The sequence below is a fragment of the Paenarthrobacter sp. A20 genome (assembly GCF_024168825.1).
GTDB lineage: Bacteria > Actinomycetota > Actinomycetes > Actinomycetales > Micrococcaceae > Arthrobacter.
In genome coordinates, this window is the sequence record NZ_JALJWH010000001.1 from 2,661,456 (window position 1) to 2,676,746 (window position 15,291).

Annotated in this window: 15 protein-coding genes and 1 tRNA gene; 12 read left to right on the top strand and 4 right to left on the bottom strand. The window is 62.0% G+C overall.

The window, feature by feature from the left end; all coding sequences use genetic code 11:
* Window positions 1–3: 3 nt before the first annotated feature.
* The 3 genes from J3D46_RS12380 to J3D46_RS12390 all read right to left on the bottom strand — a co-directional run bounded on the left by J3D46_RS12380 (window position 4) and on the right by J3D46_RS12390 (window position 4,058).
* A complete protein-coding gene (locus J3D46_RS12380; RefSeq protein WP_253467500.1) occupies window positions 4–2,502 on the bottom strand; it encodes a bifunctional lysylphosphatidylglycerol flippase/synthetase MprF in 2,499 nt (832 codons plus the stop codon).
* Window positions 2,503–2,625: 123 nt separating this feature from the next.
* Complete coding sequence (locus J3D46_RS12385; RefSeq protein ID WP_231341054.1) at window positions 2,626–2,805, bottom strand: glycine zipper domain-containing protein; 180 nt, start codon at window positions 2,803–2,805, stop codon at window positions 2,626–2,628.
* Between the two features lie 23 nt (window positions 2,806–2,828).
* Window positions 2,829–4,058 (bottom strand): multidrug effflux MFS transporter, encoded by a 1,230-nt coding sequence (locus J3D46_RS12390; RefSeq protein ID WP_253467503.1) that lies wholly within the window; start codon window positions 4,056–4,058, stop codon window positions 2,829–2,831.
* A gap of 174 nt (window positions 4,059–4,232) precedes the next feature.
* Here J3D46_RS12390 and J3D46_RS12395 point away from each other — a divergent pair, with 174 nt between their 5' ends.
* From J3D46_RS12395 to J3D46_RS12420, 6 genes are all read left to right on the top strand, one after another.
* Entirely contained in the window at window positions 4,233–5,081 is an 849-nt protein-coding gene (locus J3D46_RS12395; protein ID WP_231341056.1) for a phage holin family protein, read from the top strand.
* Between the two features lie 48 nt (window positions 5,082–5,129).
* Entirely contained in the window at window positions 5,130–5,753 is a 624-nt protein-coding gene (locus J3D46_RS12400) for a CDP-alcohol phosphatidyltransferase family protein (protein ID WP_231341057.1), read from the top strand.
* Entirely contained in the window at window positions 5,753–6,658 is a 906-nt protein-coding gene (locus tag J3D46_RS12405; RefSeq protein ID WP_159707880.1) for a DMT family transporter, read from the top strand. The genes J3D46_RS12400 and J3D46_RS12405 overlap by 1 nt, the downstream gene beginning before the upstream one ends.
* Before the next feature lie 109 nt (window positions 6,659–6,767).
* Complete coding sequence (locus tag J3D46_RS12410) at window positions 6,768–7,964, top strand: glycosyltransferase (protein ID WP_231341058.1); 1,197 nt, start codon at window positions 6,768–6,770, stop codon at window positions 7,962–7,964.
* Between the two features lie 84 nt (window positions 7,965–8,048).
* Window positions 8,049–8,122, top strand: a tRNA-Ile gene (locus J3D46_RS12415).
* Window positions 8,123–8,256: 134 nt separating this feature from the next.
* A complete protein-coding gene (locus tag J3D46_RS12420; RefSeq protein WP_253467506.1) occupies window positions 8,257–9,447 on the top strand; it encodes an acyl-CoA dehydrogenase family protein in 1,191 nt (396 codons plus the stop codon).
* A gap of 26 nt (window positions 9,448–9,473) precedes the next feature.
* On the opposite strand, the gene J3D46_RS12425 is transcribed toward J3D46_RS12420, so the two are convergent.
* The gene (locus J3D46_RS12425) at window positions 9,474–9,974 is read right to left on the bottom strand and encodes a M23 family metallopeptidase (RefSeq protein WP_253467509.1); all 501 of its coding nucleotides are present in this window, start codon (window positions 9,972–9,974) and stop codon (window positions 9,474–9,476) included.
* A gap of 409 nt (window positions 9,975–10,383) precedes the next feature.
* On the opposite strand from J3D46_RS12425, the gene rpsB reads away from it, so the two are divergent.
* The 6 genes from rpsB (at window position 10,384) to J3D46_RS12455 (ending at window position 15,284) form a co-directional block, all read left to right on the top strand.
* Window positions 10,384–11,268 carry a 30S ribosomal protein S2 gene (gene rpsB, locus J3D46_RS12430; protein WP_253467512.1) on the top strand — a complete coding sequence of 295 codons (885 nt, stop codon included), beginning with the start codon at window positions 10,384–10,386 and terminating at the stop codon, window positions 11,266–11,268.
* A 120-nt stretch (window positions 11,269–11,388) separates the two neighbouring features.
* A complete protein-coding gene (gene tsf, locus J3D46_RS12435) occupies window positions 11,389–12,225 on the top strand; it encodes a translation elongation factor Ts (protein WP_011774217.1) in 837 nt (278 codons plus the stop codon).
* A gap of 120 nt (window positions 12,226–12,345) precedes the next feature.
* Entirely contained in the window at window positions 12,346–13,083 is a 738-nt protein-coding gene (gene pyrH / locus J3D46_RS12440; RefSeq protein WP_231342155.1) for a UMP kinase, read from the top strand.
* Window positions 13,084–13,185: 102 nt separating this feature from the next.
* On the top strand, window positions 13,186–13,743 hold the full coding sequence (frr, locus tag J3D46_RS12445; RefSeq protein ID WP_026541491.1) for a ribosome recycling factor: 558 nt from the start codon (window positions 13,186–13,188) through the stop codon (window positions 13,741–13,743).
* The gene (locus tag J3D46_RS12450; protein ID WP_253467515.1) at window positions 13,743–14,678 is read left to right on the top strand and encodes a phosphatidate cytidylyltransferase; all 936 of its coding nucleotides are present in this window, start codon (window positions 13,743–13,745) and stop codon (window positions 14,676–14,678) included. The genes frr and J3D46_RS12450 overlap by 1 nt, the downstream gene beginning before the upstream one ends.
* A 21-nt stretch (window positions 14,679–14,699) precedes the next feature.
* Window positions 14,700–15,284, top strand: coding sequence for a DivIVA domain-containing protein (locus J3D46_RS12455; protein ID WP_231342157.1), 585 nt, complete (start codon window positions 14,700–14,702; stop codon window positions 15,282–15,284).
* The last annotated feature ends 7 nt before the right edge of the window (window positions 15,285–15,291 follow it).

Sequence of the window (15,291 nt, forward strand, 5' to 3'; positions counted from 1 at the left end):
GCCTCATGCGGCGGGCTCCCTTGCCACCATCTGGCGCAGCAGGCCTGCGCTTTGCGCGGGGGAGAGGCCCGGGAGATAAGCGGAGCCCACGGCGATACCGATGGATGGCAACGCCAAGGGGTCCTGATAGTACATATACAGGGTCCTGTGCTCTGGCTGGAACCGTGACTTGAAGGCTGCCAAGGACTTAAAGCCGTACATGGGTTCGAGTGCATTTCCGAGCAGTGCCAGGACCCGGTCCAAGGAACTTCGGTCACCCTCAGCAACGTCAGCTCCGGCATTGGCGAGCGGCGAGCCGGACAAGGAGATCCGGGGGACTTCTTCCCTGAAATGGGTCACGGCGGAGGCGATGAGGAATTCCATGACGCCCTTGAATCCGGTGGTCCGGCGCCGCATGAAGTCCAGGGTCCATCCGGAGATGACGCCGTCGCGGAACACCGGCAACCAGCTGGTGACTCCGTGGACCAGCCCTTCATCATCCACTGCCACGCAGCAGAGGACTTCGGGATCCTTCAATTCACTCAGGCCGCCCAACGTGAAGCCCATTTCGGGGAGGGCCTTGTCCGCTACCCATTCTTCGGAGATCTCTGCCAGCTGCGCCCTGGTTCCCGGAGGCATCGCATGGTAGGGATACCAGTGGTCCTTGATGGACAGCTTGTCTGCCCGGTTCAGCGCCGTGCGGACGTTCTGCCACTCCTTGCCCTTGAAGGTCATGGCCTGGACATTCAGGAGGGTCTCTTCCGCCACTTCCAGTTTTCGGAATCCCCTGGAAAGGAGCGGGCCGTCCAGCTCGGCAGTGGCTGAATAGAAGCACGGGGTGAGTCCCAGGCCGGCGCAGTGTTTCAGGAAGCCCGTGGCTGCGTCCGCATGGTGTTCCTCCGCGCCGAAAGGCCCGGCAACTGTGAGTGCCACGCCGTTGTGTACCTGATAGGCAACGCCGGCCTTCCGGTCCGGCGTGAACCAATACTGGTTGTTGTCCCACAAAGCCATCCAGGACAGCGTGCCGCCGCCATCGTGGAGCAACTCCCGGGTGTGCCCCAGGTCTGCTGCCGGATCCGTGGCGAGCTGCCTGAAACGCCGGAAGTTGTTCAGGACCAGTACCAGGATGCAGAGCCAGATGATGTCCCCGCCAAGTCCGTACAGCACCGTGCTCAACAGGCCTTGCGGGAGAGCGACGACAAAGGGAACCGGGAAGGGAACCAGGATGTGGGTCAGTTGTCCGGCAAGGTCCCACAGCGTTGAGCGGCCCGGATTGCCTTCGACGAACCAGAACGCCACGTAAAGGACTATGGCGACGACTGCCAGGATGAGTGAGCTCCGGCCCAGTACCCGGTATCCGGCATCGCTGGACTCCACCCGGAACTTGTGGCGGTTGGCCAGCAGCAGCGCCACGATGATCACCGGGGCGAGAACAGCCGGGACCGCATAGAGAAGGAGGTAGCCGAAGTCGTCATCGCCCAGGGTGACGTCTGGATCGCTCACGTACTGGAGGATGGACAGGACAGTCACGGCGGCCAGGTACGCCTGGATCACCAGGGTCAGGCGGTACGCCAGGCGGCGGCCTCGGCGAAGCCCCTCGGCGCAAACCAGCAGCAAGAGGACCGGAATCAGTGTCAGGATTGCTGCGCCGAAGCTTTGCACGCCCACGATGCTTTGCAGAGCCACGCAGTTGTTGTCGTTGTTGCAGGCTTCCTTGACTTCGTCGGCGTCGGGACTGGCTTGGAGCATGACCTCCGAGACGACGGACAGTGGCCCGATTTCCCACGTCCCGGTAAGTTGCGTTAGCAAAGGTCCGACGGCGAAGACGCCCACCACGGTGCCCACCAGGAAACGCGTCTCACGGAGAGTCGAGGAATGCAGCGAGCCTGCCCGGCGCCGGAGCAGCAGCGACTGGACAGCCCAGCCGGCCACGGTGCCGATCACTGCGCCGGCAAGCGCCTGGAGTGTTTGGGCCACTCCTACGAACAGGGCGAACATCAACGTGGCGGCCAACAGCCACGTCCTTAGCCGCCGACGCCATAGTGCGTCCAGTGCCGCCGTCGCACATCCCAGCGCGGCGGCAGCGCCGCCATAGGAACCCACCGCGTATTCGCCGCCGAGGAAACTCAGCCACTGGTCGCTGGCGTCGGTCCCGAAGGCCACCAAGGCCACAAGGACCAGGGCGCTGAGGGCTGATCCGCCGACGAAGGCGGCGAGGGCGAGCCACGGGCCCATGACGCGCTCGGCGATGCCCACGCCCACCAGGATCGCGGCCGCGCAGGCCAGATAGTCGAGCAGGGAGGAAGCAAAGAAAGCTGACGTGAATATGGACCACCACGGTCCTGGGTCCACCGCCAATCCCAAGCCCACCTGGTCCAGCAACGCCTCACTGGGTCCACTCAGCAGGCTCCCAGTCGCAGCCCCCAGGATCCACAGCGATGCCACCAGGCCCAGCGTCAGGGGCAGCCGCCGCACTGTTGCCAAGCCGCGGACACCGCCCCACAATCCCACAGCCGCGCTCATGTGATGTCCCCTTCACCGGTCCGGCACCGGCTACCCCGGCTGGCCACCATTCTGCCTTGCGGGACGCTGTTAGGGGAGGGGGTTGAAAAGTTCGACGGCGGCAGGCCGCTTTGCGGGGTGCGGTTAGTCCCGCTTCCAGGGGCCGGGGTTCACCCGGTACAGCACGGCGGCACCGATGACGGCCCCCAGGATCGCGCCGAACAGCGCGCTTCCTGCCGCCCGGCCGAGGAGCGCGCCGGCAGTGGCGCCAAGCACGGCGCCAAGGAAGAGTCCTCTGCCGTTACGGTGCGGTTTGTTGGTCATGATCCCAGCCTACGGGTGTGTTCCTAATGGATGGAGGGAACAGTGCGGGGCCGGACCACCAGCCACAGGGCGGCGATCGCGCCGGTGATGCACGCGGCCATGACGGCTCCCATGGGGACTGCGGAGCTGACGCCCAGCCAACCGACCACCGGAGGCACAATTCCGGCCATCATGAACTGCGATGCGCCCAGGAGGGAGGCCGCCGTGCCTGCTTGGGCGCCATGGTTGGCCAAAGACAGGACCTGAACGCACGGGAACATGAAGCCGGTTGCACAGATGTAGAACCACAAAGGAATCAGAATGCCCCACAATCCCACGTGGAACAGGTCCAGAACGATGATCAGGATGGCCATGAGCAGCATGAAGACCGTTGCTCCGGCCACGATCCACTGAGGGGCCACCCGTCTGATCAGGCGTGAGCTGATCTGGACACCGGCAACAATGCCCAGGGAGTTGATGCCGAAAAGGATTCCGTACTCCTGCGGCGAAAAGCCGTAGATGTCCTGGAACAGGAAGGTCGAGGCCGAGAGATAAGCAAACAACCCACCGAAGTTCAGGCTTCCCACCAGCACCATGCCCACAAAGATCCGGTCCGTCAGGACCGACTTGTAACGCTGCCCCACCGTGGTGGTGGATTTGCCCCGCTGGTCGGCCGGGAGTGTCTCGCGGATGAAGAAGATGGAGGCAAGGATCACCAGCAGGCCGTAGCCGGCCAGGAAGTAGAAAATGCCGGGCCACGGGAAAGCCAGCAGCAACTGCGAGCCGATGACCGGGGCCAGGATGGGAGCCAGGCCGTTGACGAGTGACATGCGCGAGAACATCCGGACCATGGAATAGCCGTGGAAGAGGTCCCGGACCATGGCCATGGCCACCACGCCACCGCCTGCCGCGCCGATTCCCATGAGGACACGGAACAGGGACAGCATCCCGATGTCCGTTGCCAGCGCAGCACCAAGGGACGAACCGATATGGACGGCCGTGGCAAGGATGAGTGGCAGACGGCGCCCCACTTTGTCGCTGAACGGTCCCACCACCAGTTGGCCGAGCCCGAAACCAACGGTGGTACCTGTCAGGGTGAGCTGGATGGCCGCAGCCGAGACGTCGAAACTTTCCTCGAGCGCCGGGAACGCCGGGAGGTATAGGTCGATCGTGAATGGACCCAGTGCAGTCAGGGCACCCAGCAGGAGAATGTAGACAAGTTTTTCGCGTCGGCTCAGGGAATCGCCCGGAGCAATGGGAGAGGTCACGATCATCTATCCTATGGCCCGGATCATATTTATTGGGCGTATGACGGGCGCGCCGCAGTGTGGTCCCGAAAGTTCAGCAGGAACCTGAATGATAGCTTTGAGGACAGGTGTCCGCGGCTGTAGATTTCAGGCCGCGTTCGCCTTACACGATGCCCAGAGGAAAGCAGTTAGGCGGAACCCATGAGTGGACGTCACACCGGCCGGACCAGTCAAGGACCAGCCATTCGTACTTTGCCGAAGACCCTCAAGCTCGTTGCACGGTTGGCCCCACGGCAAATCAACGACGAAATTGCCTTGGCCAAGGTGGAACTCAAGCGCAAGGCCACCCAGGTAGGCATAGCGGGCGCCTTCTTCGGCGTTGCCCTGGTTTTCCTCACGCTTCTGGTGATCGCCCTGGTCGTTGCCGCCATACTGGGCCTGGCAACCATCATGCCCGGTTGGCTCGCGGCCCTGATCGTCGCAGCGTTCTTCCTCCTGATTGTCGCCATCGCGTCCTTGATAGGCGTTGCCAAGTTCAAGAAGGCCATGCCCTTGGTTCCCGAGGACACCATCCGGGGCATCAAGCACGATCTCGGAATTGCCAAGGAAGGCTCGTCCTTCGATGAGTCGATCCTGGATCCCAACTCGCCAGCTGCCAAGGCTGCCAAAGCTGAGAAGGAAGCCGCAGCGGAGAAGGCCAAGGCCGAGAAGGCCGCCAAGGAGGCTGCGAAGGAAGCGGACGCCGTCAAGGCGCCCACGGAAGCCGAGCTTCGCTCGCGCCTGAAGAAGCGCCGCGAGCACCTGACCGGGGTCCGTGACGAACTTGGCGAGCAGTTGGACGTTAAGAAGCAGGGACAGGCTTTGCTGGACAGCGCCAACGGCAAGTTCCAGGAAGGCAAGGAATTCGCGGCCGCGAAGCTGGCCGACATCGGAGATTCAGTGCCGGATAACCTTTCCGAACGGCTCGCTGCCCGCTGGAAGGATCTCGCGGCATTCGCGACCGCTGCCGTGGTCTTCGTGGTTGCCCTGAGGAAGCTGCTGAAGAAGTAGGCCACTATCCGAGGCAACAGAGACTGACAACGAGGAAGGGGGACACGAGTGAGATTGATCGGTGCTGGTTCGCACCCTGACCGCCCTCAGGTTGACCACGACCTCATCTTCACAGTCCCCAACATCCTCACGGTCCTGCGCTTCATGGGTGTGCCGCTGTTCGTCTGGCTCGTTTTGTCGGAACAGGAGTACGGTTTTGCGGTCCTGGTGCTCGTCATCATGGGCAGCACCGACTGGGTGGATGGCTACATAGCCAGGCGCTTCGACCAAACCTCCAAGCTGGGCCGCATCCTGGATCCCATGGCGGACCGGGCTGCGCTCCTGGCCGTTGCCTTCACGTTGGCGATTGCCGGCGTCGTGCAGTGGTGGTACCTGGCCGCGCTGTTGGTGCCCGACGCCATCCTGGCCATCGCCTCGCTGTTCTACTTCCGTAGCCACCCGGACCTTCCGGTCAGCATTATTGGAAAAGTCCGCACGGCACTGCTGCTGGTCGGCACCCCCTTGCTCGTCCTGTCCAAGCTGCCCATACCTTTCACTGAGGTGTACTTCGTGATCGCTTGGACATTCCTGGGCATCGGGCTTCTGGGCCACTGGATCGCGGCCTACAACTATTTCTGGGCCATCTTGCGTAAGGGTAAAGAATTGAAGACCGACGACGGCGGACACGGCTGATGGTGTGGCTGGCGGTTTTCCTTGCGGTACTTGGCGCCTTCTTCCTGGCGATTGGCGCCCAACGGCAGGGCAGCGCGGTCAAAGCCGATACCGGCGGCCTTGCGCTCAGCTCCAACGGATTCCTGCGGCTCCTCCGTAATCCGCGCTGGATGCTCGGACTGCTGTTCCTTGCCCTCGGAATGGTCATGAACGCCATCGCTTTGGTGTCTGCGCCCCTCACCGTCGTCCAACCGATCGGCGCGATCGCGCTGGTGATCACCACGGTGGTCAACGCCAAGGACCAGGGCCTGAGCATCAACCGCGCCACCGTCGTGGCCATCAGCGCCTGTGTCACGGGGTCGGCATTGTTCGTGTTGCTGGCAGTGTTCGTCACCCAGGAGAACCACCACGTCAACGCCGAAGACGAGCTGACAATCGTTCTGCTCCTGGCCGTGGCCGTGGGAATTTTCGGGACTTTGGCCGTCATGTTCAAGCACCGGATGAGTGCTTTTGTGTACATCCTGGGAGCCGGGGTCCTCTTCGGCTTCGTGGCCGTCCTGACCCGCATTATCGGCAAGCACCTGCTAGATCCCAATGGCCTGTTCCTGCTCAACGTCCAGTGGTACACGCTCATTGCCATTGCGGCCGCCGGGGGGCTCGGTTCCTGGTTCGTGCAGAGTGCGTACTCGGGAGGCCCGCCGGACCTCGTCATCGCCGGCCTGACCGTTATTGACCCCATGGTGGGCATCGCCATTGGGATTGTGATCCTTGGTGAGCTTCGTCCCGATGTCCACGCCGTGATGGCTATCGCCATGGCTGCGGCGGCTACGCTTGCTATCGTGGGGGTTATTGCCCTGAGCCGGCACCATCCGGAAGTCACCAAACGCAAGAAGGACGCGAAGGCGGCTGCCAGCAAGAAGGCCTAGGGCAGCGCTATACCTTGCGCCGCCGCTACACGCGGACCGGCAACCCGGCGACAACGCAGCAATGCCACCAGCATTGCTGTCCGCACCGTGACCATCAGGAGTTCTCCACGTGACCATTCCCGACACCAACAAGCCCCTCACGATTTTGATTGCGGCAGACACCTATCCGCCGCACGTCAATGGTGCCGCCCAGTTCGGCTACCGCCTGGCCAAGGGGATGACGGCACGTGGGCACAATGTGCATGTGTTGGCCTGCCGGCCGGACTCGGGCAAGAGCTATACGGAGTTCCGGGACGAAGCGACTGTCCACCGTCTTCGCTCGCACGGCGTCTTCACGCACGAGTACTTCCGCATCTGTTTCCCGTGGGAAATCAAGAAGGAAATCAGCCTGCTGTTCGACAAGGTCCAGCCGGACGTTGTCCACATCCAGAGCCACTACATGATTGGCGAGCACGTTCTCTACGAGGCCGTGAAGCGTGGCATCAGGATTGTAGCCACCAACCACTTCATGCCGGAGAACCTGAATCCGTTCCTGCCGTTCCCGCAGTGGTTCAAGGACATCGTGGGCCGTATCTCCTGGAAGGACATGGGCAAGGTCATGGGCCAGGCAGACGTGGTCACCACGCCCACGCCGCTCGCCGCCAAGGCAATGCACCAGCATGCCTTCCTTCGCAAAGTCCTGCCCCTGTCCAACGGCATCGACTCTTCCGCTTACGAGCTCCAGCCAGGGGAGACCATCGAGCCGCACAGCAACCCCACGGTCCTTTTTGCCGGACGCCTGGCCGAAGAGAAGCACGTGGACGTCCTCATTGATGCCGTGGCCAAGACTCCGCGTGCATTGAACGTGCACCTGGAAATCGTTGGCGGCGGCGAAGTCCGTCCGGCCCTCGAAGCGCAGGTAGCGAAGCTTGGGCTGGGGGATCGCGTGAAGTTCCTTGGCTTGGCCAGCGATGAAGACCTGCGTGAGGCTTACATCAAGGCCGATATTTTCTGCATGCCCGGAACAGCTGAGCTCCAATCACTGGTGACCTTGGAAGCCATGTCCGCTTCCACCCCCGTGCTGCTGGCCAACGCCATGGCATTGCCGCATCTGGTCCGTGACGGTGAGAACGGCTACCTGTTTACGCCGAACGACAGCAACGAGCTCGCTGCCAAGATCACCCAACTGGTGGAGCTTCCCCAGGATGAGTTGGAAGCCATGGGCAAGCTGAGCCGCGAGATGGTGGAGCCGCACAGCATCAACGGCACACTCCAGACCTTCGAGGACCTCTACCGTGGAGCTTCCTACGAGGACAAAGTAGTGTGACCAAAGCACTCCCCGGCACCTATTAGAATTGCTGGAGTGCTTTGCCCGGAACAGCTGCTTTGCGGTGGCTTTCCCGGGCGTCAAGGGGCTATAGCTCAGCTGGTTAGAGCGCGGGACTCATAATCCTAAGGTCCTCGGTTCAAGTCCGAGTAGCCCTACACATTTCACGGGAGCCGTGGCCGACGATTCATGTTCGTCGGCCACGGCTCTTTTGTGTTCCCACCATGGTGCGGTATGTTACTCATCAGTAACTTAGTCTTGGTCGCAGGTGACCACCCTTGAAGGAGCGAGCATGTCCAACGCTGCATTCGACGCCACTACCCTTCCCTATGCCGATGGTGATTTCTATGCCTTTGAGCAGATGCTGACAGGCAAGGAGCAGGATCGCCTGGCTGAAGTCCGCGAATTCCTGGCCCGCGAGGTCAAGCCCATTGCAGTGGACTGCTGGAACCGCGGTGAATTTCCCATGGATCTCATTCCCAAGCTGGGCGAACTGGACCTCGTTAGCCCAGTGCGCCGCCAGGGCTACTCCAATCTGTTCGCGGGCATGCTCCACGCGGAGGTCACCAGGGCGGATGCGTCCATTGCGACGTTCATGGGTGTCCACGACGGGCTCTTCACGGGGTCCATCGAGGCGCTGGCTTCACAAGAGCAGAAGGACGCGTGGCTGCCGGACATCTACGCCCTGAAAAAGATCGGCGCCTTCGGGCTGACAGAGCCCCTTGGCGGCTCCGATGTTGCAGGTGGCACCCGCACCACGGCAAAGCGTGACGGTGGACATTGGATCCTCAACGGCGCCAAGCGTTGGATCGGCAACGCTACCTTCTCCGACTGGGTAGTCATCTATGCCAAGGATGTGGCCGACAACCAGGTCAAGGCGTTCCTGGTGGATACTACGCTGCCGGGTTACTCGGCCACCAAGATCGAGAACAAGATCTCCCTGCGCACGGTCCAGAACGCGGACATCATCCTGGACAACGTAGTGGTTCCTGACTTCTTCAAGTTGGAAAATGGGAACAGCTTCCGCGATACAAACAAGGTCCTCAAGGTGACCCGTTTGGCTGTCGCCTGGCAGGCCGTGGGACTTCAGATGGCGGCCTTCGACGTCGCCCGCAGCTATGCCGTGGAGCGCCAGCAGTTCGGTCGGCCGTTGGCAGCCTTCCAGCTGGTGCAGAACCAGTTGGTGCAAATCCTCGGCAACACCGTGGCATCCATGGGCATGATGGTCCGCTTGGCCCAGCTTGAAGATGCCGGCGTTGCCAAGGATGAGCAATCTGCACTGGCCAAGGCGTTCACCACTGCCCGCATGCGTGAAAGCGTCGCCCTGGGCCGCAGCATCCTGGGCGGAAACGGCATTGTCACCGATTACGGCATGGCGAAAATCTTCTCCGACGCAGAGGCGATCTACTCCTACGAGGGCACGCACGAAATCAATACCCTGGTCACCGGCCGCGCCATTACGGGAGTTTCGGCCATCGTCTAAGGGCCAAATGATGTGGTGGCGTGAACTCAGTCAAGGGGAAGCAAGATGGAGGGCCGCATGTCCTCCACGAAGCCCAGGGGATTGACGTAGTCGTCGCCCCGCCGCACACCCCAATGCAGGCAGGTTGTACTGCCGCAATGACCGGGGCCGGGCTCCAGGGTCCCGATGACCTGGCCTTTGACGACAGCATCTCCTTGCTTCAGCCCGCTGGCCACCGGCTCAAAACTGCTCCTCAAACCGTTGCCCTGATCGATCGTGATCACTGCTCGATCAACCACGATGCCGGAAAAGGTCACCACCCCGTCCGACGGCGCGGTGACGGGGCCGCCGTCGGACGCTGGTCCTATGTCCACGCCGCGGTGTCCACTGAGCCACGGCTTGTCCGGCGGGCCGAACGTCCGCAGGACGGAGGGCTTGGGGGAGAGCGGCCAGCTCCACCGCGGGTCCGCCCGCGACGGGGCGCCTGCCGTGCCCGCAAGAGCGGCGGCAACAACAATAGTGGCAATCGGGATCTTCAAAAGGGCCATGGAAGCAGCCTTCCCGGAAGGCCGGGTCGGAGCGATCCCCGGACTTCCTTATGTGGACAACCGCTTGTCGTGCGCGGTCAAACCGGTGGGGTCGCTGTAGTACACTTGGTGGAGCAGTTTGCTGTGCCCTCAAGCTTGTTCAGGAACATGTCTCATTCAGATATGTGGGGGTCCCAGGCTGACTACGCGTATCCAGCCCTCCACCAGTAAAAGCCTCTTGGCTTGATGCTGCGGAGGATTGTGCCTCTTGCGGTCCGGCTGAGCCCATGGCTCCATGCCGGATGAGAAGCGCAATGGATGCCAGGAGCCGCGCCCGTCCGGGCAAAGGCTAAACAACCGTCAACTATTGGCAGGGTAAGAGCAGCCCCATGGGCTCTCTCATGAATGACCTGCCGGAAGGAGCGTCGGCATGCCCGTCGTAACTATGCGCCAGCTGCTTGACAGCGGCGTCCACTTTGGACACCAGACCCGTCGTTGGAACCCGAAGATGAAGCGCTTCATCTTCACGGAGCGCAACGGCATCTACATCATTGACCTCCAGCAGTCGCTGTCCTACATCGACCGCGCCTACGAGTTCGTCAAGGCTACTGTCGCCCACGGCGGCACCGTCCTGTTCGTCGGCACCAAGAAGCAGGCTCAGGAAGCAATTGCCGAGCAGGCTACCCGTGTTGGCCAGCCGTACGTCAACCAGCGTTGGTTGGGCGGTATGCTCACCAACTTCCAGACCGTCGCCAAGCGTATCCAGCGCATGAAGGAACTCGAAGAGATCAACTTCGACGACGTCGCGGGCTCGGCATACACCAAGAAGGAGCTCCTGCTCCTCAAGCGCGAACTCACCAAGCTTGAGTCCAACCTCGGTGGTATCCGCAACCTGACCAAGGCTCCCTCGGTTCTGTGGGTTGTTGACACCAAGAAGGAACACCTTGCTGTTGACGAAGCCAAGAAGCTGAACATCCCGGTTGTTGCCATCCTCGACACCAACTGCGATCCGGACGAAGTTGACTTCCCGATCCCGGGTAACGACGACGCCATCCGCTCCGTCAACCTGCTCACCCGCGTTGTTGCCGACGCCGTAGCTGAGGGCCTCATCGCCCGTAACCAGCGCGCAACCGGCACCACCGAAGCTCCGGAAGAGCCGCTGGCCGAGTGGGAGCGCGAGCTCCTCGAAGGCAGCAAGGCCGAAGAAGCAGCGGCAACCGAGGCTCCGGCAGCAGAAGCTCCCGCAGCTGAGGCTCCCGCAGCTGAGGCTCCCGAAGCAGCTGAAGCTGCAGCCGGCGAAGCTGAAGCCAAGTAAATCTGGACCTTCCCTGATGCCGAAACGGCGTCGGGGGCAACTGACAGGATGGCGGCTCACACGGTGGGCTGCCGTCCTGTCAGTCCGTAATCACACAAATTTCTAGACAGAGGGGTTCACATGGCGAACTACACTGCTGCTGACATCAAGGCCCTGCGCGAGCGCACCGGCGCCGGCATGATGGACGTCAAGAAGGCTCTTGACGAAGCCAACGGTGACGCTGAGAAGGCCATCGAGATCATCCGCATCAAGGGCCTCAAGGGTGCTACCAAGCGCGAAGGCCGCTCGACTGCTGAGGGCCTGGTTGCTGCCAAGGTCAACGGCGGCGTTGGCGTAATGATCGAGGTCAACTGCGAAACTGACTTCGTTGCCAAGGCTGACAAGTTCATCCAGCTGGCCGACAAGGTCCTCAACGTCGCAGTCGAGTCCGGCGCAGCCGACCTCGAGACCCTGCTGGCCACCGAGGTCGACGGCAAGCCGTTGTCCGAGGTCGTCGTCGAAGAGGGCGCTGTCCTCGGCGAAAAGGTTGTTGTCCGCCGTATCTCCCGCGTTGAGGGCACCACGGTTGACGCTTACCTGCACAAGACGTCCAAGGACCTCCCGGCCCAGGTCGGCGTCCTGTTCGCTGTTGACGGTGAAGGCGAAGCCGCTGCCACCGCCGCACACGACATCGCTGTCCACGTTGCAGCCATGGCTCCGAACTACCTGACCCGCGAAGACGTCCCGGCCGAACTGGTCGAGTCCGAGCGCCGCATCGCCGAAGAGACCGCCAAGGCTGAAGGCAAGCCGGAAGCTGCTCTTTCGAAGATCGTTGAAGGCCGCGTGACGGGCTTCTACAAGGGTGAAGTTCTGGTTGACCAGGCATTCGCCAAGGATTCCAAGAAGACCGTTGCACAGGTCCTCGAAGAAGCCGGCGTCAAGGCAACCGCAGTAACCCGTTTCCGCGTCGGAAACTAGTAATTCATGAAAAGGGGTGGTCACTTCGGTGGCCGCCCCTTTTTCATGCATCCGTCCGGGTAGTACCTGCGCGGACGCACAGCACGATAATCTAGCCAGAGTCCACCAACGGGAGGCACCATGGAAACCGTCAACACTGCAATCCAGCCCGAGAAGACCCGCCGTCGTGTACTTCTGAAACTTTCCGGCGAGGTCATCGGCGGAGGAAAGCTCGGCGTCGATCCTGAGACTGTCCGGGCCATCGCCAAGCAGATCGCCGCAGCTGTCTCCGATGTCGAGGTAGCCATCGTCGTCGGTGGCGGCAACTTCTTCCGCGGAGCCGAGCTCTCCCAGAGCGGCATGGACCGTTCCCGCGCCGACTACATGGGCATGCTGGGCACAGTCATGAACTGCCTCGCACTGCAGGACTTCCTGGAGCAGGCAGGCGTTGAAACCCGCGTCCAGAGCGCCATCACCATGGGCCAGGTCGCAGAGGCCTACATTCCCCGCCGTGCCATCCGCCACATGGAAAAGGGCCGCGTGGTCATCTTCGGTGCCGGTGCCGGCCTGCCGTATTTCTCCACCGATACCGTGGCGGCACAGCGGGCACTCGAAGTACATGCCGATGTGGTCCTGATGGCCAAGAGCGGTGTGGACGGCGTCTACACCGCGGACCCCAAGAAGGATCCGGCCGCTGAAAAGCTCGATGTCCTCAGCTACGACGACGCCCTGCGCCGCGACATCCGGGTCATGGACCAGACGGCCATGACCATGTGCAAGGACAACAAACTCTCCATGGTGGTCTTCGGCATGGAAGGCGAGGGCAACGTTACCCGTGCCATCCTCGGCGAAACGCTGGGAACCCTGGTTACTCCCTAGCAAGGGCTAGGATATTTCTAGGACCGTCCGCCCCTTGTGGCGGATCTTTACTGTGTATTGGTGCCTGCAGTTGGGCAGCAACTATTTTCTGAGGAGAAACCCGTGATCGAAGAGACCTTACTCGAAGCCGGCGAGAAGATGGACAAGGCGGTTGAGGTAGCAAAGGACGATTTCGCCACGATCCGCACTGGCCGGGCAAACCCCGGTCTCTACAACAAGGTGATCGTCGAGTACTACGGCACTCCGACGCCGCTCCAGCAGCTGGCCTCCTTCGGTGTGCCTGACGCCCGGACCATCCTGATCACCCCTTACGACAAGACCGCACTGCGCGATATCGAGAAGGCTCTGAGTGACTCTGAGGTTGGCGCCAACCCCTCCAACGACGGAAACGTCATTCGCGTGACCATCCCCGAGCTCACCAAGGAGCGTCGCAAGGAATACGTGAAGATCGTCAAGGGCAAGGGTGAAGACGCCAAGGTCTCCATCCGCAGCATCCGGCGCAAAGCCAAGGACACCCTGGACAAGCTCGTCAAGGACGGCGAAGCCGGCGAGGATGAAGGCGCACGCGCTGAGAAGGAACTTGACGCCCTCACCAAGCAGCACGTCGACAGCATCGACGAACTGCTCAAGCGCAAGGAAGCCGAGCTGCTCGAGGTCTGATGAACCAGGCTGAGCCGGCGCCCGCTGAGCGGGTCCCGACACGCGACACCCCCAAACGCGCCAGGCGTGTGCGGGCGAACCCCACACCGAAGGCCGGCCGGAATCTTCCGGCCGCCATCGGCGTCGGACTTTCCATGCTTTTGGCTGTTCTGGGTGGCCTGCTCTTCCTCCCGTTGGGATTCGTCCTGCTCACTACCGCCTTCGGGGTGCTGGGTGTCTGGGAAGTTTTCCGGGCTCTTGAAGCCCAGGGCACCAGGATGCCGATCATTCCTGTGATGATCGGCAGCCTGGTGATGCCGGTATCTGCCTACTTTGGCGGACTTGAAGGTTTGCTGTTCACCTTGACGGCAAGTTCCGTTGCCGTTCTCCTGTGGCGTTCCATCGACAGTGCGGCGGGGGCGCCCCGAAGCGTGTTTGCCGGGGTTTTCACTCTGGCCTGGATTCCGTTCCTCATCAGTTTCGCGGCCCTGCAGCTCCACGCCACGGGTGGTGCCACACCTGTCGGCTTCTGGCCGGACGGGATTCCTGACGGCGCGTGGCAGATCGCTTCGATGTTGCTGCTGGTTGTCTCGAACGACACTTTTGGCTACATTGTCGGGGCCTCCTTCGGGAAACACCCCATGGCCCCCAAGATCAGTCCCAAGAAGTCCTGGGAGGGATTCGCGGGATCCGTGGGCGGGGCAATGGTCATAGGTGTCCTCGCCTGCATCTTCCTGTTGGACAAGCCCTGGTGGGTGGGGCTGGTGCTGGCCGTTGGCATGGTTGCAGCTGCAACTGCCGGAGACCTCGCCGAGTCCATGGTCAAACGCGAACTTGGCGTCAAGGACATGAGCAGCATCCTGCCTGGTCATGGTGGCGTGATGGACCGGCTGGACTCCATCGTGTTCGCAGCCCCTGTAGCCTATGTTCTGTTCGCGCTGCTAAGCGGCGTCTAACAAACCAATGAAGGAAAATTAGTGTCCGTGGATATTCGACGCCAGATTCCCGCATCATTCGACCGCGTGGAGCGCAGCAAGTACGGCTATAACGCCAAGCAAGTGGACGAGTTCCTCCAGCGTGCCAGGACGTCGTTCGAAAACCCTGTTGGCACGGCTGACCAAGTGGCCAGCGTGGACGTCCGGGACGTCGCCTTCGACCCCGTGAAGGGTGGGTACGACGCCCATAGCGTGGACGCTGCCCTGGACCGGCTCGAGGATGCCTTCGCCCGCCGTGAGCGGGACGACCTCATCAGCCAGCAAGGCGAAGAAGCCTGGTTGCGCCAGATCGGTAAACTCTCCGGAATCCTGCGTGGCCGGCTTCACCGGCCGGACGGCGAGCGGTTCCGCCGCCCGTCCAGGAAGCGGGCCCGCAGCTACAACATCCAGGACGTTGACGCCCTGTGTGCTGAGCTGGTCGGGTACCTGGAACACGACCAAGTGCTAAGCGTGGACACTGTTCGGCGCGCTGTATTCCGTGCGGCAAAAGGCGACGAAGGCTATGAAGAAGCCCAGGTGGACGCCTTCCTCGCCCGTGTCGTAGAGCTCATGGCGGCTATCGACTAGGCGTACC

Bases quoted from the DNA above. Each gene is read 5' to 3' on its own strand.
- J3D46_RS12395 (WP_231341056.1), top strand. From the start codon at position 4,233: ATGAGTGGACGTCACACCGGCCGGACCAGTCAAGGACCAGCCATTCGT.
- J3D46_RS12380 (WP_253467500.1), bottom strand. From the start codon at position 2,502: ATGAGCGCGGCTGTGGGATTGTGGGGCGGTGTCCGCGGCTTGGCAACA.
- J3D46_RS12425 (WP_253467509.1), bottom strand. From the start codon at position 9,974: ATGGCCCTTTTGAAGATCCCGATTGCCACTATTGTTGTTGCCGCCGCT.
- J3D46_RS12385 (WP_231341054.1), bottom strand. From the start codon at position 2,805: ATGACCAACAAACCGCACCGTAACGGCAGAGGACTCTTCCTTGGCGCC.
- J3D46_RS12420 (WP_253467506.1), top strand. From the start codon at position 8,257: ATGTCCAACGCTGCATTCGACGCCACTACCCTTCCCTATGCCGATGGT.
- J3D46_RS12405 (WP_159707880.1), top strand. From the start codon at position 5,753: ATGGTGTGGCTGGCGGTTTTCCTTGCGGTACTTGGCGCCTTCTTCCTG.
- J3D46_RS12450 (WP_253467515.1), top strand. From the start codon at position 13,743: ATGAACCAGGCTGAGCCGGCGCCCGCTGAGCGGGTCCCGACACGCGAC.
- pyrH (WP_231342155.1), top strand. From the start codon at position 12,346: ATGGAAACCGTCAACACTGCAATCCAGCCCGAGAAGACCCGCCGTCGT.
- rpsB (WP_253467512.1), top strand. From the start codon at position 10,384: ATGCCCGTCGTAACTATGCGCCAGCTGCTTGACAGCGGCGTCCACTTT.
- J3D46_RS12390 (WP_253467503.1), bottom strand. From the start codon at position 4,058: ATGATCGTGACCTCTCCCATTGCTCCGGGCGATTCCCTGAGCCGACGC.
- tsf (WP_011774217.1), top strand. From the start codon at position 11,389: ATGGCGAACTACACTGCTGCTGACATCAAGGCCCTGCGCGAGCGCACC.